The sequence below is a fragment of the Streptomyces sp. NBC_01288 genome, assembly GCF_035982055.1.
Taxonomy (GTDB): Bacteria; Actinomycetota; Actinomycetes; order Streptomycetales; family Streptomycetaceae; genus Streptomyces.
Map to the genome: position 1 here is coordinate 7,650,568 of NZ_CP108427.1, position 21,541 is coordinate 7,672,108.

Below are 21,541 nucleotides of genomic sequence, written 5' to 3' on the forward strand. Positions count from 1 at the left end.
TCCGTGGCGTCCCATCGTCGACCGAAGCAGCCGAGCCGCACGCGCGTCACTGTGCTGACCACCGCAGCCGCTGCCGCCGTTGTTCTCAGCTCCCAGGCCGCGAACGCCGCGCCGAGCGAGAAGCCCAACAAGGACGAGGTCAAGGCGAAGGTCGACGCCCTCTACGAGCAGGCCGAGCAGGCCACCGAGAAGCTCGACGGCGCCCAGGAGAAGCAGGAGAAGCTCCAGAAGGAGATCTCCACCATCCAGGACAACGTCGCCCGCGGCCAGGAGGAGCTCAACAAGCTCCGGGACGGCCTCGGCACGATGGCGAGCGCCCAGTACCGCACCGGTGGCATCGACCCCTCGATCCAGCTGTTCCTGTCCTCGGACCCGGACGACTACCTCGACAAGGCGTCCACGATGGACCAGTTGAGCGCCCAGCAGGTCGAGGCGCTCACGAAGATCCAGGGCAAGCAGCGCGAACTCGCCCAGGAGCGCGCGGAGGCGAGCAGCAAGCTCAAGGACCTCTCCGCCACCCGCACCGAGCTCAAGAAGAAGAAGGACGAGGTCAAGGCGAAGCTGGCCTCGGCCCAGAAGCTCCTCAACACCCTGACCGCCGCGGAGAAGGCGGCGCTGGACCAGGAGCAGGCGCAGGCCGCCAACCGTTCCAGCTCGCGCGTGAACCTCGGCAGCACCGGTTCCGCCTCCGGCCGCGCCGCCTCCGCCTTCGCCGCCGCCCAGTCCGTGATCGGCTCCCCGTACGTCTACGGCGCCTCCGGCCCGTCCTCCTTCGACTGCTCCGGCCTGACCTCCTGGGCCTACGCGCAGGCGGGCGTCTCCATACCCCGCACGTCCGAGGCGCAGGCGAACGCCGGCACCCGGATCTACAGCCAGAGCGACCTCAAGGTCGGCGACCTGGTCATCTTCTACGGCGACTTCCACCACGTCGGCCTCTACGCGGGCAACGGCCAGGTGCTGCACGCCCCGCACACCGGCGCCGTGGTCCGCTACGAGGCGATCGGCAATATGACCTTCGAGTTCGGCGTCCGGATCTGATCCGAGCCCGTCCGGTTCCTCTCCGGTCGTTCTCCGGCCCTTGCGCACCGCCCGAACGGGCGAATTACGACACACCGGGCTGACCCCACGCCCCGCCGATGACCTGCGTCATAGGCGGGGCGTCACGTTGTGTGCCTGCGGCGGTCTTTGGCCCGCACCCCTTCACAGAGCTACTGTCTGGCGCGTTTCCCCGCACCGGGGGAGCGGTCCGTGTCCGCCAGCGGAAGGAAGTGCGGCTTCCCGTGGGATCCCGTCGTCGCCTTGCACCGTCCGGGTTCGACCGAGGCGCCAGTGCCGCGGTCTGTGTCCTGTCCGCCGCCGCAGCAGCACTCGGCGCCCTGCCGGCCGGCTCCGCCGTGGCCGCGCCGCACGACGACTCCCGGGCCGAGGTGGACCGGCTCTACCACGAGGCCGAGCAGGCGACCGAGGCCTACGACAAGGCCGACGAGAGCGCCGGACAGCTGCACCGGCAGGTGAGCGACGCCCAGGACCGGATCGCCCGGCAGCAGCAGCGCATCAACACCATGCGGGACGCGCTGGGTTCACTCGCCGGCGCCCAGTACCGCTCCGGCGGCATCGACCCCACCGTCGCGCTGCTGTTCTCCGACGACCCGGCCGACTACCTCGACAAGGCCTCCGTCCTCGACCGCATCACCACCCAGCAGGCGGGCCAGCTCAAGGACCTCCAGGAGGCCATGCGCGAACTCGCCCAGGAACGCACCGAGGCCGCCGGGCACCTCGCCGAACTGGAGCGCAGCCGCAAGGCCGTCGCCACCCACAAGAAGACCGTCGAACGGAAACTCGCCAAGGCCCGGCAGCTCCTCAACCGGATGCCGCTCGCCGAACGCGCCTCCTTCGACCGGGCCTCCCGCTCCACCCGCGAGGACATCCCCGACCTCGGCGCCGGCGTCCCCTCCTCGGGCCGCGCCGCCGCAGCCGTGGCCGCCGCCCGCACGGCACTCGGCAAGCCGTACATCTGGGGCGCCAACGGCCCCGGCGGCTTCGACTGCTCCGGCCTGATGCAGTGGTCGTACGCCCACGCGGGCGTCCACCTCCCGCGCACCTCGCAGGAACAGCGCTACGCCGGCCATCGGATCCCGCTCTCCCAGGCCCAGCCCGGCGACCTGGTCGTCTACCGCTCCGACGCCAGCCATGTCGGCATGTACGTGGGCAACGGCCAGGTCATCCACGCCCCCTACCCCGGCGCGCCGGTGCGCTACGACCCGGTCGGCATGATGCCCATCTCGTCGGTCACGAGGGTCTGAACCCGCCCGAAAGGGTCGTACGATCGGGAAGTGACTGGTCGTAGGCGGGCGTCGCGCTCCGGAGTGCTCGCGCTGTGTCTGCTGCTCGGCTCGCTGGTGTCGTGCGGCGGGCAGCCGGCGGCGAACAGCGCGAAGGCGGAGGTCCAGAGCCTCCTCGACCGCCGGTCCACGGCGGTCCTGCACCACGACGAGACGGCGTACACGAGGACCGGCGCGCGCACCGCGTACGAGAACCTGAGCGCGGTCCCCTTCGCCTCCTGGTCCTACCGGCTGACCTCCCTCCACCCCAGCGGCGCCACCGCGACCGCCGACGCCGAACTGAGCTACAAGGTCAAGGGCTACGACACCTCACCCGTCACCGTCGGCCGCACGCTCGGGCTCCGCCTCACCGCCGACGGGCAGTGGTACGTCGACTCGGACAAGCCCGCGAAGAAGTCCGGCCAACAGTTGTGGGACCAGGGGAAGGTGAGCGTCGTCAAGGGCGCGCACAGCCTGGTCATGGGCGTCGGCCAGGACGCCGCCACCCTCCGCGACTACCGCTCCCTCGCGGACGACGCCGTACCGGCCGTGTCGGAGGCGTGGGGCACGGACTGGACCCGGCACGTCGTCGTGCTCGTCCCCGGCTCCCTGGACGGCATGGCGGGCCTCCTGGGCTCACCGGCGGCCTCCTACCGGGGTATCGCCGCGGTGACGACGGGCGAGGCGGGCGGCTCGGGCAGCGCGCCCGCGGACCGGATCATCGTGAACCCGGACGCGTACGCGCTCCTGGGCTCCATGGGCAAGCAGGTGGTCCTGACCCACGAGACGACCCACGTCGCGACCCGCGCCCACACCACCGCCGCCACCCCCCTCTGGCTCTCGGAGGGCTACGCCGACTGGATCGGCTACCGAGGCACCGGCCGCACCCCCGCCCAGGCCGCCCCGGAGCTCTACCGCGCCGTGGAGGACGGCGACCTCCCGACCGCCCTCCCCACCGACAAGGACTTCGGCTTCGACAGCGAGTCGACGAAGCTCGCGCAGGCGTACGAGGGCGGCTGGATGGCCTGCCGGATGATCGAGGACCGGTGGGGGGTCGATCAACTGGGCAAGTTCTACCGGGCTGTTGGCGCCCACAAGAAGCGGGCGGGGTCGGTGGAGGACGCGTTGAAGAGCGTGCTCGGGGTGACGTCGGGGGACTTCACGGCGGAGTGGCGGGAGTATCTGAAGGCTCAACTCGGCTGATCCGGGCGGGTCTTGGCTCAGACGGGTCTTGGCTCAGGAAGACGCCGAAGTCGCCTTCGAGCGCGTCGCCTGGGTCGGCAGCGGCGGCACGTCCGCCCACGTGACAGACGCGCGCCACAACTCCCGTGCGCCGGTGAGCGTCGCGGCCACCAGCAGGCCGTTGCGGACGATCAGCAGGGTCACGCCCAGTCCGTCGCTCGCGACCACGTCGGCGAACCAGATCGGGAACTCCAGGACCGTGACGAAGGCCGACGCCAGGACCAGGCCCACCGGGAGTCTCATGCGGCTGGCGCGGAAGCAGGAGCAGACGGCCGCGAGGCCGATCAGCCAGACGACGTACTGGGGGCTGATGACGCGGCTGGTGACCGTGAACATCAGGACCGCCACGAAGGCCGCGTCCGCGAGGGTGTGGGGGAGGAAGCGGGCCGCCATCAGGCGCCAGAGCATGAGCCAGCCGAAGGCCATCGCGGTGAGGCCCAGGGCGGCGGTGCTGACCCAGTTGACGTACGGGCCGACGAACTCGACCGAGCCGTAGTTCAGGAGGACCTGGCCCGGCCAGCCGAAGTGCCGGGCCACGTGGAAGACGAGGGAGCCCAGGGACTCGACCTCCGTGCCGCGGCTGCGCTGGAAGTTCAGGAAGGCGAACGCGCCCGGCATCGACACCGCGAAGAGGGACGCGATCACCACGACCGTCACCGCCGCCGCTCCCCACGCGCGGCGCTTGACCGCGCCCAGCAGGAGCAGCGCCGGCCAGACCTTCAGCAGCGCTCCGAAGCCGGCCAGCGCTCCCATCACGCGCGGGTGCCGGGAGCCCGCGAGCAGCGCGGCCACCGCGACCGCGGTCACCATCACGTCGTAGCGCGCGTACACGGTCGGGCCGAGGAGCGGGACGCCCGCGATCCAGACCCAGGCACCGCGGAGGGTGCGGCCGGGGCGCAGGCCCGTGTACAGGAGCAGGGCCAGGACGGTCAGGTCGGCGAGGAAGGCGAGGACGAAGAACGCCGACGCGTAGTCCAGGAAGCCGAGCAGGGCGGGGGAGAGGATCGGGAGGGCGGCGGCGGGCGGGTACTGCCAGGTGACGTCGTCCAGCGGGAAGCCGCCGTGGCGGAGTGTCTCGTACCAGCCGTGGTAGATCACCGAGACGTCGCTGGTGACGTCCGGGCCCGGGAACACGAGCACCTTGAAGACGAACAGCAGGAGGACGACTCTGGTCAGGCCCCAGGTTCCCAGCAGCGGCGCCAGCCGCCGTCCCGCGCCCGCGATCTCCACCTGAGCCCCTGTTCCTTGCCGTGCCGTGCAGTGCCTGCCGATGTGGGGCACATGTTCTCCCGATCCCCTGTGCGATGGCCATGAAGCGCGGCCGTGCGGGCCTGTGAGTCGTCGTCGGGTGGGGCCGGTAGGGTCTGCCGCGTGCGCAAGACCCTGATCGTGACCAATGACTTTCCGCCCCGGCCCGGTGGCATCCAGGCGTTTCTGCACAACATGGCGCTACGGCTGGAACCCGAGCGGTTCGTCGTCTACGCCTCGACCTGGAAGCGCGGGAGGGAGGGCGCGGAGGCGACGGCGGCGTTCGACGCCGAGCAGCCCTTCACCGTCGTACGGGACGCCACGACCATGCTGCTGCCGACGCCGGCCGCGACCCGCAGGGCCGTGGGGCTGCTGCGTGAACACGGGTGTACGGCGGTGTGGTTCGGGGCGGCTGCGCCGCTCGGGCTGATGGCGCCGGCGTTGCGGAAGGCGGGCGGGGAACGGCTCGTGGCCACGACCCACGGCCACGAGGCCGGGTGGGCCCAGCTCCCCGCCTCGCGTCAACTCCTGCACCGCATCGGGGAGTCCACCGACACGATCACCTACCTCGGTGAGTACACGCGCTCGCGTATCGCCGCCGCGCTGAGTCCGGCGGCGGCCTCGCGGATGGTCCAACTCCCGCCGGGCGTGGACGAGAAGGTCTTCCATCCCGGGTCGGGTGGGGCGGAGGTCCGAGCGCGCCTCGGGCTGACCGACCGTCCGGTGGTCGTCTGCGTCTCGCGACTCGTGCCGCGCAAGGGGCAGGACACGTTGATCCTGGCGATGCCGCGCATTCTGGTCCGTGAGCCGGAGGCCGTGCTGCTGATCGTGGGGGGCGGTCCGTACGAGAAGGACCTCCGCCGCCTCGCCCGCGAGACCGGCGTCACCGACTCCGTGCGCTTCACGGGCGCCGTTCCCTGGTCCGAACTGCCCGCGCACTACGGTGCCGGTGACGTCTTCGCGATGCCCTGCCGTACCCGGCGCGGGGGCCTCGACGTCGAAGGCCTCGGCATCGTCTACCTGGAGGCGTCCGCCACCGGCCTGCCCGTCGTGGCCGGCGACTCCGGCGGCGCGCCTGACGCCGTCCTCGACGGTGAGACCGGGTGGGTCGTACGCGGCGGTTCCCCGGAGGACGCGGCCGATCGCATCACCGCGCTGCTCGGGGATGCGGAGCTTCGCCGGAACATGGGTGAGCGGGGGCGGCAGTGGGTGGAGGAACGGTGGCGCTGGGACCTCCTGGCGGAGCGGCTCAAGGAGCAGCTGCTCTAGGGGCGCGATTCGGGGTGTGGGGTGAGGTGGTCGGGCGGCTGCGGGTGGAGGGTGGCTGGTCGCGCCGTTCCTCGCGCCCCTGAAAGGCAGGGGGTTGCGTCGAGAGGCCGTGCTGAACTCGGGGTGCCGCGCGGGCTAGTCGGCGGGTGCGGGTCGTGTGTGGCTGGTCGCGCCGTTCCTCGCACCCCTAAAGACGGCCGGCTGCGCCTGTTTGCGGGGCGCCGCGGGGTGGAGCCGAGCGTTCGCGGCTCGGCTTGCCCGTGCCCCTCGTTTTTAGGGGCGCGGGGAACTGCGCGCCAAGCCACACACAACCGGCACTCGCCCGACCACCTCCCCCGGCACCCCGGATGGCGCCACCAAGGCCTGCGCAACCCCCTGCCTTTCAGGGGCGCGAGGAACTGCGCGACCAGCCACCCCCCACCCGCACCCGCCCAACCACCTCACCCGGCACCCCAGTTGGCACCCCAGACGGCGCCCCAAAACCGGCGCAGCCCCTTGGCGGAACCCAATAATCCGCACATGCTGCGCGCATGACAGCAAAACTGACGCAGCATCAGCTGACGAGACGTCAAATCCTGGGCATGATCGCCCTCCAGACCGCCGCCACCGCCGGTCTCACCCGTATCGGTCTGCAGTCCGCGCAGGCCGTCGAACCCGCGGCCGTCCAGACCGCCCCCGCGATCGTCGTCGGGTCCGGTTACGGCGGTGCGGTCGCCGCCCTCCGGCTCGGCCAGGCCGGTATCACCACCCTCGTCCTGGAGATGGGCAAGCTCTGGAACACGGCCGGGTCCGACGGCAAGATCTTCTGCTCCACCTCCGCCCCGGACCAGCGGTCCATGTGGTTCAAGACCCGCACCGAGGCCCCGCTCGCCACCTTCCTGTGGCTCGACATCGTCAACAAGGACATCGGCCTGTACCCCGGCGTCCTGGACCGCGTGCACTACGACAACATGTCCGTGTACGTGGGACGTGGCGTCGGCGGGGGTTCGCTCGTCAACGGCGGCATGGCCGTCACCCCGCTCCAGTCGTACTTCACCGAGCAGTTCCCCACCGTCGACGCCACCGAGATGTACGCCACGTACTTCCCGCGCGCCCGCACCATGCTCGGCGTCAACACCGTCGACCCGGCCTGGTTCGAGTCGACGGAGTGGTACCAGTTCACCCGCACCTCACGGAAGGCCGCCACCACCGCCGGCCTGAAGACCACCTTCGTGCCCAACGTCTACGACTTCGGCTACATGCAGAAGGAGGCCGCAGGCACCGCCACCAAGTCCGCGCTCGCCGCCGAGGTCATCTACGGCAACAACTACGGCAAGAAGAGCCTCGACAAGACCTACCTCGCCTCCGCGCTGGGCACCGGCAAGGTCACCATCCACACCATGGAGAAGGTGAAGGGGGTCACGCGGGCGAGCGACGGGTCGTACGTCCTGACCGTCGACCGGATCGACGACACCGGCGCGGTCGTCGAGACCAAGCAGTACAGCTGCACCTATCTGTTCCTCGGCGGCGGCAGCCTCGGCACCACCGAACTCCTCGTCCGCGCCCGGGACACGGGCACCCTCCCGGCCCTCAACGCGAGCGTCGGCGCGGGCTGGGGGACCAACGGCAACACGATGGTCGGACGCGCCAACCACATCTGGGACACGGTCGGCGCCAACGAGTCGACGATGCCGGTCATGGGCATCGACGACTGGGCCAACACCGACAACCCCGTCTTCGCGGAGATCGCCCCGCTGCCGATGGGCATCGAGCACTGGATCAGCCTGTATCTGGCGATCACCAAGAACCCGCAGCGGGCGTCGTTCACCTACGACTCCGCCTCAGGAACGGTGAAACTCGGCTGGACCGCGGCGCAGAGCGCGGTCTCGGTCGCCATGGCGAAGAAGCTGTTCGACCGGATCAACGCGGCGAACGGGACGATCTACCGGTACGACCTGTTCGGCTCCACCAGCAAGGTCTTCGCCGACGACTTCTGCTACCACCCGCTCGGCGGCTGCGTGTTGGGCCAGGCGACCGACAACTACGGCCGGGTGAAGGGGTATTCGAAGCTGTACATCACCGACGGCTCACTGGTGCCCGGCTCGATCGGGGTCAACCCGTTCGTGACGATCACCGCACTCGCGGAAAGGACGATGACGCGGGTCCTTGCCGAGGACACCGCGTCATAGACCAACTCCCGTACCGGGCCCGCTACTTCTGGTAGATGGCCTCGATCTCGTCCGCGTAGTCCTTGGCCACCACATTGCGCTTGAGCTTCAGCGACGGCGTCAGGTGGCCCGACTCCTCCGTGAACTGGGAGGACAGAATGCGGAACTTCCGCACCGATTCCGCCTTCGACACCGCGGCGTTGCCGTCGTCGACCGCGTCCTGGACCGCCCGCACCAGGTCCGGATCGTCACGCAGCGACGCCGCGGTGGAACCCACCGGCTTGCCGTGCTCGGCGGCCCAGCGGCCCAGGAACTCGTCGTCGATGGTGACCAGCGCGCCCACGAAGGGCCGCCCGTCGCCGACGACCATGCACTCCGCGACCAGCGCGTGCGCGCGGATGCGGTCCTCGATCACGGCCGGGGCGACGTTCTTGCCGCCCGCGGTGACGATGATCTCCTTCTTGCGGCCCGTGATGCTGAGGTAGCCGTCCTCGTCGAGGGTGCCGATGTCCCCGGTGTGGAACCAGCCGTCGGCCAGCGCCTCGGCCGTGGCGGCCTCGTTGTTCCAGTAGCCCTTGAACAGGTGCTCGCCGTGCAGCAGCACCTCGCCGTCGTCCGCGATGCGCACGACCGAGCCGGGCAGCGGCTGGCCGACCGTACCGATCTTCGTCCGGTCCCAGGGGTTGAACGCGGTGGCCGCGCAGGACTCGGTCAGGCCGTAGCCCTCCAGGACCGTGAAGCCGATGCCGCGGAAGAAGTGACCCAGGCGCTCGCCCAGCGGGGCGCCGCCGGAGATCGCGTACTCGCCCTTGCCGCCGAGCACCGCGCGCAGCTTGCTGTAGACGAGCTTGTCGAACGTCTTGTACTTGATCTTCAGCCCGAGCGACGGACCCGCCGGGGTGTCCAGCGCGCGGCTGTACAGGATCGCGGTGTCGGCCGCCTTGTCGAAGATCTTGCCCTTGCCGTCCGCCTGCGCCTTGGCCCGCGCGGAGTTGTAGACCTTCTCGAAGACACGCGGCACGCCGAGGATCAACGTCGGCCGGAACGAGGCCAGTTCGTCGGTGAGGTTCTTGATGTCCGGGACCAGGCCCAGCTTGATCGGCGCCATCATCGGCGCGATCTGCACCAGCCGCCCGAAGACGTGCGCGAGCGGCAGGAACAGCAGCACCGAGCACTCGCCGGTGCGGAACAGCGGGCGCAGCCGCTCCACGATGTTGCCGCACTCCGCGAAGAAGCTGCGGTGGGTGAGCACACAGCCCTTGGGGCGACCCGTAGTACCGGAGGTGTACACGATGGTCGCCGGGTCGTCGGCCTTCGCCAGCGAGCTGCGCTCCTCGACGGTCGCGTCGGTGATGTCCTTGCCCGCGCGGTCCAGCTCGTCGATCGCGCCGGCGTCGATCTGCCACACGTGCTTGAGCGCGGGCAGCTGCGCCCGCACCGACTCGACGGTGGCCGCGTGCCCGTCCTGCTCGACGACGACGGCCGTGGCGCCCGAGTCGGAGAGGATCCACTGCACCTGCTCCGGCGAGCTGGTCTCGTACACCGGCACGGTGATCGCGCCCGCGCACCAGATCGCGAAGTCGAGCAGCGTCCACTCGTACCGCGTGCGGGACATCAGGCCGACCCGGTCGCCGGGCTGGACGCCGGAGGCGATGAGCCCCTTGGCGGCGGCGTGCACCTCGGCGAGGAAGACCGTGGCGGTCACGTCCTGCCAGCCGCCGTTCGCTTTGCGGGCGATCACGGCGACATCTGGGTGCTGCGCGGCGTTTCTGCGGACGATGTCGGTCAGATTGCCGTCCGCAGGGACCTCGTACAAAGCCGGAAGGCTGAACTCGCGCAAGACTGCTGCTCCTCATAGGGCGCCGGCGCCACGACGTTGTGTGATGCGACGGTCCGGTCCAAGACTCGGGCAGGTGCGTCAGGACCCGGTGGTTGAAATCCTGAGCACGACTGGACTGCCCGGACGTTACCCGTCGGTATGGGTCCTACGACAGGGGGGTCCGGCGAGATGTTCGCTGCGTCACACAGATTGGTGTTTCCTCGCGCACAGTAGTCCACGCCTTTCTTGACTGGCCAGTAACCGCAAGCTCCGCCGCCACTGTTCACGTTTGCCGCACACGCCTACGCTTGATCGTCATGGCACCCACACCGGCCGGTAACTCCGGGACGCGCATCCATGTGGTCAGCGACGTGCACGGCAACGCCCGTGACCTGGCCAGATCCGGCGAAGGTGCCGACGCCCTGATCTGCCTGGGCGACCTGGTCCTCTTCCTCGACTACGCCGACCACGCGCGCGGGATCTTCCCCGAACTCTTCGGTGAGGAGAACGCCGACCGCCTGGTCGAGCTGCGCACCGCCCGCCGCTTCGAGGAGGCCCGCGAACTGGGCGCCCGCCTCTGGTCCGGCGTCGGCGGCGACCGGGCGGCCCTGATCGAGAAGGCGGTCCGGAAACAGTACGCCGAGATGTTCGCCGCCTTCCCCTCCCCGACGTACGCCACCTACGGCAACGTCGACATGCCGACCCTGTGGTCCGAGTACGCCGGCCCCGGAACCACCGTGCTCGACGGCGAGCGCGTCGAGATCGGCGGCTGGACGTTCGGCTTCGTCGGCGGCGGCCTCCGCACCCCCATGCGCACCCCGTACGAGATCAGCGACGAGGAGTACGCGGCCAAGATCGAGGCGGTCGGCGAGGTCGACGTCCTCTGCACCCACATCCCGCCCGAGGTCCCCGAGCTGGTCTACGACACCGTCGCGCGCCGCTTCGAACGCGGCAGCCGCGCCCTCCTGGACGCCATCCGCCGCACCAGGCCCCGCTATTCACTGTTCGGCCACGTCCACCAGCCGCTCGTGCGCCGGATGCGGATCGGGGCGACCGAGTGCGTGAACGTGGGGCACTTCGCGGGGAGCGGCAAGCCGTGGGTGCTGGAGTGGTGACCTCCTCCTGACTTCGCCCTGACCTCCTCCTGATGTCCGCAGGTAGGGGGTGCGGTAAGGGGGTTGGCGGGGAGGTAGCCTTCACGCTGCACGCACATGCGCACGACGACGACGCCCTGCCGGTCCGCATCTGGAGGAGCCACAGCGATGGCGGAACACACCAGTTCGAGCATCACGATCGAGGCGGCACCGGCCGAAGTGATGGAAGTGATCGCCGACTTCGCCCGCTACCCGGACTGGACCGGCGAGGTGAAGGAGGCGGACGTCCTCAAGACCGACGAACGCGGCCGCGCCGAACAGGTCCGCCTCGTCATGGACGCCGGCGCGATCAAGGACGACCAGACCCTCGCGTACACCTGGACCGGCGACAACGAGGTCTCCTGGACCCTCGTCAAGTCCCAGATGCTGCGCTCCCTGGACGGCTCGTACCTCCTCAAGCCGTCGGGCGCGGGCGCCACCGAGGTCACGTACCTCCTCACCGTGGACGTCAAGATCCCGATGCTGGGCATGATCAAGCGCAAGGCCGAGAAGGTCATCATCGACCGGGCGTTGGCGGGGTTGAAGAAGCGGGTGGAGTCGGGCGAGCCGCCGGTGGAGACGGGCGAGAAGTAGGGCCTTTTCGGCGCCGGCGGGCGTTCCTGGCCCGTGCGGTGCCTTTCTGACGTGGGTCGGCGTATCCAGTCCGCGCGGCGCCTTCCTGACGCGGGCCCGTGCTGTCCGGTCCGTGCGGTGTCTTTCCGATGCGGGGCGGCGCTACGCAGTTCGTGCGGCGCCTCTCTGACGCCGGCCGGCTGTATCCAGTCTTGCGGTGCGTTGCTGAGACGGGCCGGCACCGTCCAACTCGTCCGGCGCCTTTCGAACGAGGGCCGGCATCACCCAGCCCGTCCGGCGTTTGAGGACGAGGCCCCTTCAGGGCCGACGGAGGTCCGGGGACGGAGCCTCCGGCAGCGGCGCTCAACCCCCACCGAGCGACTACCGTTCACTCATATGCGTACCATCCTGATCACCGGCCCAGGCGGCAGCGGCCGCAGCACCCTCGCCGCAGCCACCGCCCAAGCCGCCGCAGGCACCGGCACCCGGACCCTCCTCCTCGGTGCCGACCGCGGCGACACCCTAGGCGCCGCCCTGGGCGTGGTGACGGGAGCGGCCCCAGTGGAAGCCGCCGAGAACCTCACGGCATGGCGCCCCGACGCCACGGAGTCCTTCCGTGCGGACCTCACCGCCTTCCAGGACCGCGCCTCCACCGCCCTCGAACTCCTCGGCGCGGCCCGCCTGGACGCGGAAGAGGTGACCCCCCTCCCCGGCGCCGAGGAACTGGCCCTCCTCCGGGCCCTCAGGGACGCGGCCCTGTCCGAGGCCTACGACCTCCTCGTCGTGGACCTCCCGCCCACCCCCCACGCGCTCGCACTCCTCGCCCTCCCCGAAGAACTCCGCCGCTACCTACGCCGCCTCCTCCCGGCGGAGCGCCAGGCGGCCCGCGCCCTCCGCCCGGTCCTCGGCCGCCTCGCCGGCGTCCCGATGCCCTCGGAGTGGCTCTACGACACGGCCGGCCGCTGGGACGTCGAACTGGCCGCCGTGGAAGCGGTTCTCGCCGACCGGAACACGACCGTACGACTGGTCGCCGAGCCCGGACCGGCGGGCGCCGACGCCGTCCGCGAGGCCGGACTCGCGCTCGCCCTGCGCGGCCTGCGCCCCGACGTGCTGGTCGCCAACCGGGTGCTGCCCGAGTCCGTCGAGGACACCTGGCTCGCCGGCCTCAACGCGCAGCAGCGCAAGACCCTGGACGAGTGGCAGGGGACGTACGACGACGTCCGGCACGTCCCGCACCTCGGCCACGACCCGCGCGGCACCGACGACCTCACCGCGCTCGCCGTGCCCGGTGTCACCGAGGCCGGTTCCGCGGTCGAGTGGCCGGTCACCGACCGGCTGGCCGAGGACGGCGTGCTGGTCTGGGGCATTCCGCTGCCCGGCGCGATACGGGACGAGCTGGACCTGGTCCGGCGCGGCGACGAACTCGTCGTCACCGTCGGCCGGTTCCGCCGGATCGTGCCGCTGCCGTCGGCCCTGCGCCGCTGCACCGTGGCCGGCGCCGCCCTGCGCGAGGGCGAACTGCGCATCCGTTTCGCCCCCGACCCGGACCTGTGGCCGCAGGGAAGGTGAGGATCGGTGGGTGCGGAGCCGTGAAGCACGTACGCCCATTCGGGTAACGTCGTAGAGACGAACCGTAGTCAGGAGTCCGTCATGAGCGAAGAGCTCCCCCCGTCCGACGCCCGCAAGGACGAGGCGCTCGACGAGGTACGGGCGACCGACGCCGACGCCTGGGCGACGGCGGCCGCCGAAGACCTCGCGGCGGAGAAGGCCCGCCGCCGCACCCAGTACGGTCAGCCCCCGGGCTCGGCCGCCGAGGAACTGCGCAAGCTCGTCGACACCGTCGCGGACAAGCTGTCCGGCCTCCAGTCCCCGCTGCTCGGCCAGGTCGCGGGACCGGCCGCCCAGCAGGTGGTGAAGCAGGTCGTCCAGCAGGCCAAGGCCGCCGTCGAGCCCGTCATCGAACGCAACCCGGACGTCTTCGACCACCTCGCGGCGGCCGGCAGCGAACTCCTCGCCGCGTACCGCTCCGCGGTCCAGGCCCAGGAGCAGCGCTGGACGGCCCGCGACAGCGAGCTGAAGGACCTGAAGGACGACCGCCGCGACCGGGGAGACGACTCCGGTCCCGGGGAGCGCATCGACCTGGACTAGAAGTCCCTGAGGGCCCGCCGTCGGATTCGCGTCCGCCCGGCGGGCTCTGGTGCGCACCTCCCTCACCGCCACCAGAGCCCGCAGGGCCCGCCCAGCGGGCGAACGCCGCGATTCCGACGGCAGGCCCTCGGGTACGGTGGGCCGTAGCGGGGCTCGACCGAAACTGAGGGATTCATGGGACTCACCATCGGCGTCGATATCGGCGGCACCAAGATCGCGGCCGGGGTGGTCGACGAGGAAGGCAACATCCTCTCGACCCACAAGGTGCCGACCCCGGGTACGCCCGAGGGCATCGTGGACGCCATCGCCGCCGCGGTCGACGGAGCGCGCGCCGGGCACGAGATCGTCGGCGTGGGCATCGGTGCCGCCGGATACGTCAACCGTCAGCGCTCCACGGTCTACTTCGCGCCGAACATCGACTGGCGCCAGGAACCGCTGAAGGAGAAGGTCGAGGCCCGCGTGGGCCTCCCCGTCGTCGTGGAGAACGACGCGAACGCCGCGGCCTGGGGCGAGTACAAGTTCGGCGCCGGCAAGGGCCACCGCAACGTCATCTGCATCACGCTCGGCACCGGCCTCGGCGGCGGCATCATCATCGGCAACAAGCTGCGCCGCGGACACTTCGGGGTGGCCGCCGAGTTCGGCCACATCCGCATGGTGCCGGACGGCCTGCTGTGCGGCTGCGGCTCACAGGGCTGCTGGGAGCAGTACGCGTCGGGCCGCGCGCTCGTGCGCTACGCCAAGCAGCGCGCGAACGCCACCCCCGAGTCCGCGGAGGTGCTCCTCTCGCTCGGCGACGGCACCCCCGACGGCATCGAGGGCAAGCACATCTCCATGGCCGCCCGGCAGGGCGACCCGGTCGCCGTCGACTCCTACCGCGAACTGGCCCGCTGGGCCGGCGCCGGCCTCGCCGACCTCGCCTCCCTCTTCGACCCCTCCGCCTTCATCGTCGGCGGCGGCCTCTCCGACGAGGGCGAGCTGGTCCTCGACCCCATCCGCAAGTCCTACAAACGCTGGCTGGTGGGCGGCAACTGGCGCCCGGTCGCCGACGTGATCGCGGCCCAGCTGGGCAACAAGGCGGGCATGGTGGGCGCGGCGGACCTGGCGAGGGAGCCGGACCCGATTATGTAACCCACCCCGCCTTTTGCTTTTAGGGGCGCGGGGAACTGCGCGATCAGCCACGTACCACTGGCAGTCGCCCACGTACCTCGCGCCCCGAGCTGTTCGGCGTAGATTGATCCACATGGTGCCGCTCCCCAACTCCCGCACAGACCCCGACGGTTCGGCGATCATCCGCGTCCTGAGCTACAACATCCGCTCGATGCGCGACGACACAGACGCCCTGGCCCGCGTCATCAGGGCCTGCGCCCCCGACCTCGTCCTGATCCAAGAGGCCCCCCTCTTCTTCCGCTGGCGCAAGAAGCTGGCCCGCCTCGCCTCCGCCTCCGGCCTGGTGGTCCTCTCCGGCGGAGGCACCGCAGCCGGCCCGGCGCTGTTGTGCTCACTCCGGGCAACGGTCGAGCGCACGGAGGACGTACTCCTGCCACTGACCCCGGGCCAGTTCCGACGCGGCTTCGCCACCGCGGTCGTACGGTTCGGCGGCGCCCGCCTGGGAGTCCTCAGCTGTCACCTCAGCCTCCGCCAGGACGAACGCTACGAACAGGGCGGCATGCTGCTCGACCGGCTGGCCGGCATGGGCGTGGACCACGTGATCGCGGGCGGCGACCTCAACGACCGCCCCGACGGCCGGACTTTCGGCCGCCTGGCCAAGGAACTCCAGGACTGCTGGGCCACCGCCCCCTGGGGCGACGAGAACACCTGGACCCCCGGCAACCCCTTCCAGCGCATCGACGCGATCTTCGCGACGCAGGGCATCGAGGTGCTGGGCTGCGGGGTGCCCTCGGCCCAACCAGGAGTCACGGAGACGGACTTGAGGGCGGCCACGGACCACTTCCCGGTCCTGGCCGCCCTCAGGATCCCCGCGAGCTAGACGACGGCCCCGCGTCCGGGATCGTCCCCGTCCTCCTCGTCCGTCCGCATCCGCATCACCAACGTGCCGAATCCGCCCAGGAATCCACCGATCCCGATGGTCGCCAGCCACCAGGTCATCTCCCAGCCGAGCAGCACCGCGAGCAGCAGCAGGATCGGGCCGCCGATCACCCCGAGCCAGGCGAACTTGGCGGTCGTGTCGGCGTCCGGCAGTGGTGGCGGCTCCGGCGGTACGAAGTGGCCCTCGTCGTCCTCGTCGAAGTCCTCCTCGGAGGAGTCCGGCGAGGTGAAGTCACGGGGACCGCCGACACCGGGCGCGAAGGAGACCGAACTGCCCAACGGCTTCGCGGGCGCCGGCGGCTCCTCCGCGGCTTTGTCCTTGGCGGTGCCTTTGTCCTGCTCCTTGGCCTTCGGCTGCTCGTCGTTCTTCTCGGGATCGAGCAGCGCGAGATCCTCGATCGACTTGAACGGCTTGGCGCCCGGCGGATCCTTGGGCTCGTCGCCGTACCCGGCGACGATCGCGGCCCACGCGGCCTCCTCGTCGAACGGGACGCCCTGCTCGTCCGGTTCGAGGCCCTCGCGGTCGGAGTCGTGCTCAGCCACCTGTGGCCGTCCCTTCCTGCTCGCTCACCCGGCCCGTGTCGGACGCCTGCTTGCCGACACTGGGTGCGAGCCGGCCGATGAACGCGAAGCTCTCCTCGAAAATCCGGTCCGCGTCGTGGTCCAACGTCGCGACGTGGTAGCTCTGTTCCAGCAGGATCTCCGTCACGTCGGCCGAGGAAACCCGGCTGAGGACACGAGCCGAGTCGGCCGGCGGAACCACATGGTCCTGGGGGCTGTGCAGCAGCAGGAGCGGCTGGGTGACCTGCGGGAGTTCGCTGTCGACCAGCCGGAAGAAAATACGCAGGGAGTGCGCGGAGTGCAGCGGCACCTTGTCGTACCCGACCTCCTCGCTGCCCTCCTTCGCGATGTCGCTGGCGATGCCCGGCGCCGTACGCACCAGATGGCGGGCCACCGGAAGGGCGTACGCCGCGAGGCCGTGCACCTTGATACCGGGGTTGACGACCACGACACCGCTGATCTCGTCACCGTGCTTCGCGGCCAGCCGCAGGGCCAGCGCGCCGCCCATGGACAGGCCCGCGACGAAGACCTGCGAGCAGCGCTCGCGCAGGGCGCGCAGCTCGCGATCCACCTCCGCGTACCAGTCCTGCCAGCCGGTGAGCTGCATGTCCTCCCAGCGCGTGCCGTGCCCGGGCAGCAGCGGCAGCGACACGGTGAGGCCGCGCTCGGCCAGGTGCTCCGCCCAGGGGCGCAGCGACTGCGGGGAACCGGTGAAGCCGTGGCAGAGGAGCACTCCGACCTCCCCGCCCTCGTGGCGGTACGGCTCGGCTCCGGGGAGGACCGGCACCTTCGGTCTCCTGTTCATGAGAAGGGCGTGGTGGTGAGACGCGTGTTCATGAGAGGGGTCTGAACAAGTCCAGGTGCGGTTAACCGTACGCGACCGCACTGACACCGACCAGGGTCGTCGGGTCCTTTGACAGTGCTCCGGGTTAAGGTCTGATCGACGGAAACGGGAGGCACTCGGTTGTTGTACGGCACGATGAAGGTCGCCATCGGGGGACCGCTGAAGGTCGCCTTCCGACCCTGGGTGGAGGGCCTGGAGAACATTCCGGACGACGGCGCCGCCATTCTGGCGAGCAATCACCTCTCGTTCTCGGACTCGTTCTTCCTGCCCGCGGTCCTGGACCGCAAGGTGACCTTCATCGCGAAGGCCGAGTACTTCACGACCCCCGGGGTGAAGGGCAAGCTGACGGCCGCGTTCTTCAAGGGCGCCGGCCAGCTTCCGGTGGACCGCTCCGGTGCGCGCGGGGCGGGCGAGGCCGCGATCAAGGCCGGGATCGACGTCCTGGAGCGCGGTGAACTGTTCGGTATCTATCCGGAGGGCACGCGCTCCCCGGACGGCAGGCTCTACCGGGGCAAGCCCGGCGGCCTCGCGCGCGTGGCGCTCGCCAGCGGCGCCCCGGTGATCCCGGTCGCGATGATCGACACGGAGAAGATCCAGCCGCCTGGCAAGGTCATGCCGAAGCTGATGAGGCCCGGCATCCGGATCGGCAAGCCGCTCGACTTCAGCCGGTACAACGGCATGGAGCACGACCGTTTCGTCCTCCGCGCGGTGACCGACGAGGTCATGTACGAGATCATGAAGCTCTCCGGCCAGGAGTACGTCGACATCTACGCGACCGCCGCCAAGCGGCAGATCGCGGAGGCGGCGAAGGTCGACAAGGAAGCGGACAAGGCGGCCAAGGCCGCGCTCGCACAAGCGGAGAAGGAACAGACCAGCCCATAGGCGGGCCGGAGTCTGTGTCGGGGGTGGGGGAGATGGCCAAGCAGGTACGTGTCGTCAGGATGTCCGTGGAGCAGCCGCTCTGGCGCGCCCTGAGCGGCTACCGCGTGCTGACCATGCTGTACGCGATCGGGCTCTTCGCCTCCGCCTACGACGAGTTCGACCGACCCGGCATCGCCATCGCCTTCTACGTCGTCCTGTTCGTCTGGACGCTCGCCACCCTGCCCCGGGTGCAGAGCGCGGTCGCCTGCACCAAGCGCTTCCTCGCCGTCGACCTCGCGATCGCGCTGACCGGCATCGTCCTCACCCCGCTCGCGGCCGACGACCACCACATCTCCAGCGGCGGTCCCACCCTGCCGTCGATATGGACCGCCGGCTCGGTCCTCGCGTTCGCCATCAAGGGCGGCTGGCGCTGGGCCGCGTTCGCCTCCACCCCGGTCGCCGTCGCCAACCTGATCGAGCGCGGCTCCCCGGCCCGCGACACCGTCCACAACGTGGTCCTCGTCTGGGTCGCCTCCATCGCCATCGGCTACGTCGTGGAGGTCGCCCGCGCCTCCGAGCGCACCCTCGCCCGCGCCCTGGAGATCGAGGCCACCACCCGGGAACGGGAGCGCCTCGCCCGCGACATCCACGACGGTGTCCTCCAGGTGCTGGCGATGGTGCAGCGGCGCGGTGCCGTGCTCGGCGGCGAGGCGAGTGAGCTGGGCCGGATGGCGGGCGAGCAGGAGATCGCGCTGCGCACCCTGGTCTCCGGCGCGCTGGTGCCCGTGTCCCGGGTGTCGCTGGACGCGGCGGAGGGCGCGGTCGTGAGGGCCGTGGAAGTGGAAGTCGAGGAACCCGACGACGGGCCGGTCGATCTGCGGGGGCTGCTCGCGCCCTATGCCGCGGCCAAGGTGAGTTTCGCCGAGCCGGGGGCTCCGGTGCCGTTGCCCGCGCCCGCGGCGAAGGAGCTGGCCGCCGCTGTCGGGGCCGCCCTGGACAATGTGCGCCGGCATGCCGGGGAGGACGCGCGGGCGTGGATCCTGGTCGAGGACGAAACCCGGGAGGTCGTGGTGACCGTACGGGACGACGGGCCCGGGATTCCCGAGGGGCGGCTCGCGCAGGCCGAGGGGGAGGGGCGGCTCGGCGTCGCCCTGTCGATCCGGGGGCGGTTGCGGGACCTCGGGGGCAGTGCCGAACTGGTGTCGATTCCCGGGCAGGGCACGGAAGTTGAGTTGAAGGTACCGAAAGCACGGGGGAAGGCGGGGACACGATGAGTGAGCAGCAGGGCCCGATCAGGGTCATGGTGGTCGACGACCACCCGATGTGGCGCGACGCCGTCGCCCGCGACCTGGCCGAGTCCGGCTTCGACGTGGTCGCCACCGCCGGAGACGGCGAGCAGGCGGTGCGCCGGGCCAAGGCCGCCGCCCCCGACGTCCTCGTCCTCGACCTGAACCTGCCGGCGATGCCCGGCGTCCAGGTCTGCAAGGAACTGGTGGGCGCCAACCCGGCGTTGCGCGTCCTGGTCCTCTCCGCGAGCGGCGAGCACGCGGACGTCCTGGAGGCGGTGAAGTCCGGCGCGACCGGCTATCTGCTCAAGTCGGCTTCCACGGAAGAGCTGTTGGACGCGGTGCGGCGAACGGCGGTCGGCGACCCGGTGTTCACACCCGGGCTCGCCGGACTGGTCCTCGGCGAGTACCGCCGTCTGGCCTCCGACCCGGCACCGGCCACGGACGGCGACCGGCCCAAGGCACCCCAACTCACCGACCGCGAGACCGAAGTGCTCCGCCTGGTCGCCAAGGGCCTGAGCTACAAGCAGATCGCCGAACGCCTGGTCATCTCGCACCGCACGGTCCAGAACCATGTCCAGAACACCCTCGGCAAGCTCCAGTTGCACAACCGGGTGGAGCTGGTCCGGTACGCGATAGAGCGCGGTCTCGACGACGCGTAGCCGGCCCGGTTGATCAACTCCCCGACAATTCAGTGGAGTTGATCTCGGAACTGACATCGGAATTGACCTTCCCGCCCATCCCTCTGTGACCTGGATCACCATTAGCGTGGCTCTCACAGGAAACCGCGGCGAAGGGATATTTCCATGCGCGTCGGAGTACTGACCGGAGGCGGCGACTGCCCCGGACTCAACGCCGTCATCCGGGGCATCGTCCGCAAGGGCGTACAGGAGTACGGCTACAGCTTCGTCGGCTACCGGGACGGCTGGCGAGGCCCGCTCGAAGGCGACACCGTCCGGCTCGACATCCCCGCGGTGCGCGGCATCCTGCCCCGCGGCGGCACCATCCTCGGCTCCTCCCGCACCAACCCGCTGAAGCTGGAGAACGGCATCAGCCGCATCAAGGCCAACCTCGCCGCGCAGGAGGTCGACGCGCTCATCGTGATCGGCGGCGAGGACACGCTGGGGGTGGCCGCGCGGCTCTGGGACGAGAGCGGGGTGCCCTGTGTCGGCGTACCGAAGACCATCGACAACGACCTGTCCGCCACCGACTACACCTTCGGCTTCGACACCGCCGTCGGTATCGCCACCGAGGCGATCGACCGGCTGCACACCACCGCCGAGTCGCACATGCGCATCCTGGTCTGCGAGGTGATGGGCCGGCACACCGGCTGGATCGCCATCCACTCCGGCCTCGCGGGCGGCGCGAACGTCATCCTCATCCCCGAGCAGCGCTTCGACGTCGACCAGGTGTGCGCCTGGATCACGTCCCGCTTCAAGGCGTCGTACGCCCCGATCGTGGTCGTCGCGGAGGGGGCCATGCCGAAGGACGGCGACGTGGTCCTCAAGGACGGCACCCTCGACTCCTTCGGACACGTCCGGCTGTCCGGGGTGGGCGAGTGGCTGGCCAAGGAGTTGGAGAAGCGCACCGGCAAGGAGGCCCGCACCACTGTCCTCGGCCACGTCCAGCGCGGCGGCACACCCAGCGCCTTCGACCGCTGGCTCGCCACCCGTTTCGGCCTGCACGCCATCGAAGCCGTCCGCGACGGCGACTTCGGCAAGATGGTCGCCCTGCGCGGCACGGACATCGTCCGCGTACCGATCGCGGAGGCGACGGCCCAACTGAAGACGGTCGACCCGAAGCTGTACGAGGAGGTCGGGGTGTTCTTCGGCTGAGCCGATGGGACGGGCGGATCCGGCGAAAGACCAGCTCCGGCTGACCGGCTGATCCGACCGAACGGGCCGGACCGGCTGTTCTGGCGAAACGGGCCGGTCCGGCTGGTCCGGTGGAAGGGGCTGAGGGTCGGACCCGCCTGAACCGCTCGCGGCGCCCGGTGGAACGGCCGGAACCGGCTGCTCCGGTGGAAGGAGTTGAAGGGGCCGG

The 21,541-nt window shown here is 70.5% G+C and carries 19 protein-coding genes; 15 read left to right on the forward strand and 4 right to left on the reverse strand.

Translation table 11 applies throughout. The features are described from left to right. The first annotated feature begins 3 nt into the window (after nucleotides 1-3). The 3 genes from OG194_RS34530 (at nucleotide 4) to OG194_RS34540 (ending at nucleotide 3,524) form a co-directional block, all read left to right on the forward strand. A complete protein-coding gene (locus OG194_RS34530) occupies nucleotides 4-1,038 on the forward strand; it encodes a C40 family peptidase (RefSeq protein ID WP_327404683.1) in 1,035 nt (344 codons plus the stop codon). 242 nt (nucleotides 1,039-1,280) lie between these two features. Further along, nucleotides 1,281-2,303, forward strand: coding sequence for a C40 family peptidase (locus OG194_RS34535; RefSeq protein ID WP_327404684.1), 1,023 nt, complete (start codon nucleotides 1,281-1,283; stop codon nucleotides 2,301-2,303). Nucleotides 2,304-2,333: 30 nt separating this feature from the next. Next, nucleotides 2,334-3,524: a hypothetical protein gene (locus OG194_RS34540; protein WP_327404685.1), complete on the forward strand. Its 1,191-nt coding sequence runs from the start codon at nucleotides 2,334-2,336 to the stop codon at nucleotides 3,522-3,524. Nucleotides 3,525-3,557: 33 nt separating this feature from the next. Here OG194_RS34540 and OG194_RS34545 read toward each other — a convergent pair whose 3' ends face one another. Then, nucleotides 3,558-4,793 carry a glycosyltransferase family 87 protein gene (locus OG194_RS34545; RefSeq protein WP_327404686.1) on the reverse strand — a complete coding sequence of 412 codons (1,236 nt, stop codon included), beginning with the start codon at nucleotides 4,791-4,793 and terminating at the stop codon, nucleotides 3,558-3,560. Nucleotides 4,794-4,934: 141 nt separating this feature from the next. On the opposite strand from OG194_RS34545, the gene OG194_RS34550 reads away from it, so the two are divergent. Further along, nucleotides 4,935-6,080 carry a glycosyltransferase family 4 protein gene (locus OG194_RS34550; protein WP_327404687.1) on the forward strand — a complete coding sequence of 382 codons (1,146 nt, stop codon included), beginning with the start codon at nucleotides 4,935-4,937 and terminating at the stop codon, nucleotides 6,078-6,080. A 581-nt stretch (nucleotides 6,081-6,661) separates the two neighbouring features. Further along, nucleotides 6,662-8,248, forward strand: a complete 1,587-nt coding sequence (locus OG194_RS34555) for a GMC oxidoreductase (RefSeq protein WP_327407311.1) — start codon at nucleotides 6,662-6,664, stop codon at nucleotides 8,246-8,248. A 22-nt stretch (nucleotides 8,249-8,270) separates the two neighbouring features. On the opposite strand, the gene OG194_RS34560 is transcribed toward OG194_RS34555, so the two are convergent. Beyond that, complete coding sequence (locus tag OG194_RS34560) at nucleotides 8,271-10,067, reverse strand: AMP-dependent synthetase/ligase (protein WP_327404688.1); 1,797 nt, start codon at nucleotides 10,065-10,067, stop codon at nucleotides 8,271-8,273. 338 nt (nucleotides 10,068-10,405) lie between these two features. Here OG194_RS34560 and OG194_RS34565 point away from each other — a divergent pair, with 338 nt between their 5' ends. The 6 genes from OG194_RS34565 to OG194_RS34590 all read left to right on the forward strand — a co-directional run bounded on the left by OG194_RS34565 (nucleotide 10,406) and on the right by OG194_RS34590 (nucleotide 15,887). Further along, the gene (locus OG194_RS34565; RefSeq protein ID WP_327407313.1) at nucleotides 10,406-11,161 is read left to right on the forward strand and encodes a metallophosphoesterase family protein; all 756 of its coding nucleotides are present in this window, start codon (nucleotides 10,406-10,408) and stop codon (nucleotides 11,159-11,161) included. 147 nt (nucleotides 11,162-11,308) lie between these two features. Continuing rightward, entirely contained in the window at nucleotides 11,309-11,773 is a 465-nt protein-coding gene (locus tag OG194_RS34570; protein WP_327404689.1) for an SRPBCC family protein, read from the forward strand. A gap of 375 nt (nucleotides 11,774-12,148) precedes the next feature. Then, nucleotides 12,149-13,321, forward strand: a complete 1,173-nt coding sequence (locus OG194_RS34575; protein WP_327404690.1) for an ArsA family ATPase — start codon at nucleotides 12,149-12,151, stop codon at nucleotides 13,319-13,321. Nucleotides 13,322-13,402: 81 nt separating this feature from the next. Continuing rightward, nucleotides 13,403-13,900 carry a DUF5304 domain-containing protein gene (locus OG194_RS34580; protein ID WP_327404691.1) on the forward strand — a complete coding sequence of 166 codons (498 nt, stop codon included), beginning with the start codon at nucleotides 13,403-13,405 and terminating at the stop codon, nucleotides 13,898-13,900. Between the two features lie 174 nt (nucleotides 13,901-14,074). Then, nucleotides 14,075-15,028, forward strand: a complete 954-nt coding sequence (locus OG194_RS34585; RefSeq protein WP_327404692.1) for an ROK family glucokinase — start codon at nucleotides 14,075-14,077, stop codon at nucleotides 15,026-15,028. A gap of 112 nt (nucleotides 15,029-15,140) precedes the next feature. Further along, nucleotides 15,141-15,887 (forward strand): endonuclease/exonuclease/phosphatase family protein, encoded by a 747-nt coding sequence (locus OG194_RS34590; RefSeq protein ID WP_327404693.1) that lies wholly within the window; start codon nucleotides 15,141-15,143, stop codon nucleotides 15,885-15,887. Here the strand turns inward: OG194_RS34590 and OG194_RS34595 are convergent. Further along, complete coding sequence (locus tag OG194_RS34595) at nucleotides 15,884-16,489, reverse strand: hypothetical protein (RefSeq protein WP_327404694.1); 606 nt, start codon at nucleotides 16,487-16,489, stop codon at nucleotides 15,884-15,886. The two genes, OG194_RS34590 and OG194_RS34595, sit on opposite strands and share 4 nt — an antisense overlap. Beyond that, on the reverse strand, nucleotides 16,482-17,294 hold the full coding sequence (locus OG194_RS34600; RefSeq protein ID WP_033284424.1) for an alpha/beta hydrolase: 813 nt from the start codon (nucleotides 17,292-17,294) through the stop codon (nucleotides 16,482-16,484). Before OG194_RS34600 ends, OG194_RS34595 begins: the two co-directional genes overlap by 8 nt. A 192-nt stretch (nucleotides 17,295-17,486) precedes the next feature. Between OG194_RS34600 and OG194_RS34605 the strand changes: the two genes are divergently transcribed. The 4 genes from OG194_RS34605 to OG194_RS34620 all read left to right on the forward strand — a co-directional run bounded on the left by OG194_RS34605 (nucleotide 17,487) and on the right by OG194_RS34620 (nucleotide 21,333). Further along, nucleotides 17,487-18,233, forward strand: a complete 747-nt coding sequence (locus OG194_RS34605) for a lysophospholipid acyltransferase family protein (protein ID WP_327407314.1) — start codon at nucleotides 17,487-17,489, stop codon at nucleotides 18,231-18,233. Between the two features lie 32 nt (nucleotides 18,234-18,265). Beyond that, nucleotides 18,266-19,486 carry a MacS family sensor histidine kinase gene (macS, locus tag OG194_RS34610; RefSeq protein WP_327404695.1) on the forward strand — a complete coding sequence of 407 codons (1,221 nt, stop codon included), beginning with the start codon at nucleotides 18,266-18,268 and terminating at the stop codon, nucleotides 19,484-19,486. Then, on the forward strand, nucleotides 19,483-20,160 hold the full coding sequence (locus OG194_RS34615) for a response regulator transcription factor (RefSeq protein ID WP_327404696.1): 678 nt from the start codon (nucleotides 19,483-19,485) through the stop codon (nucleotides 20,158-20,160). The genes macS and OG194_RS34615 overlap by 4 nt, the downstream gene beginning before the upstream one ends. A gap of 144 nt (nucleotides 20,161-20,304) precedes the next feature. Further along, nucleotides 20,305-21,333, forward strand: a complete 1,029-nt coding sequence (locus OG194_RS34620; RefSeq protein ID WP_327404697.1) for a 6-phosphofructokinase — start codon at nucleotides 20,305-20,307, stop codon at nucleotides 21,331-21,333. Nucleotides 21,334-21,541 lie beyond the last annotated feature (208 nt).

Coding starts and splice junctions, on each gene's coding strand:
- OG194_RS34615 (WP_327404696.1), top strand. CDS start 19,483: ATGAGTGAGCAGCAGGGCCCGATCAGGGTCATGGTGGTCGACGACCAC.
- OG194_RS34620 (WP_327404697.1), top strand. CDS start 20,305: ATGCGCGTCGGAGTACTGACCGGAGGCGGCGACTGCCCCGGACTCAAC.
- OG194_RS34575 (WP_327404690.1), top strand. CDS start 12,149: ATGCGTACCATCCTGATCACCGGCCCAGGCGGCAGCGGCCGCAGCACC.
- OG194_RS34555 (WP_327407311.1), top strand. CDS start 6,662: ATGATCGCCCTCCAGACCGCCGCCACCGCCGGTCTCACCCGTATCGGT.
- OG194_RS34570 (WP_327404689.1), top strand. CDS start 11,309: ATGGCGGAACACACCAGTTCGAGCATCACGATCGAGGCGGCACCGGCC.
- OG194_RS34580 (WP_327404691.1), top strand. CDS start 13,403: ATGAGCGAAGAGCTCCCCCCGTCCGACGCCCGCAAGGACGAGGCGCTC.
- macS (WP_327404695.1), top strand. CDS start 18,266: ATGGCCAAGCAGGTACGTGTCGTCAGGATGTCCGTGGAGCAGCCGCTC.
- OG194_RS34590 (WP_327404693.1), top strand. CDS start 15,141: ATGGTGCCGCTCCCCAACTCCCGCACAGACCCCGACGGTTCGGCGATC.
- OG194_RS34585 (WP_327404692.1), top strand. CDS start 14,075: ATGGGACTCACCATCGGCGTCGATATCGGCGGCACCAAGATCGCGGCC.
- OG194_RS34605 (WP_327407314.1), top strand. CDS start 17,487: ATGAAGGTCGCCATCGGGGGACCGCTGAAGGTCGCCTTCCGACCCTGG.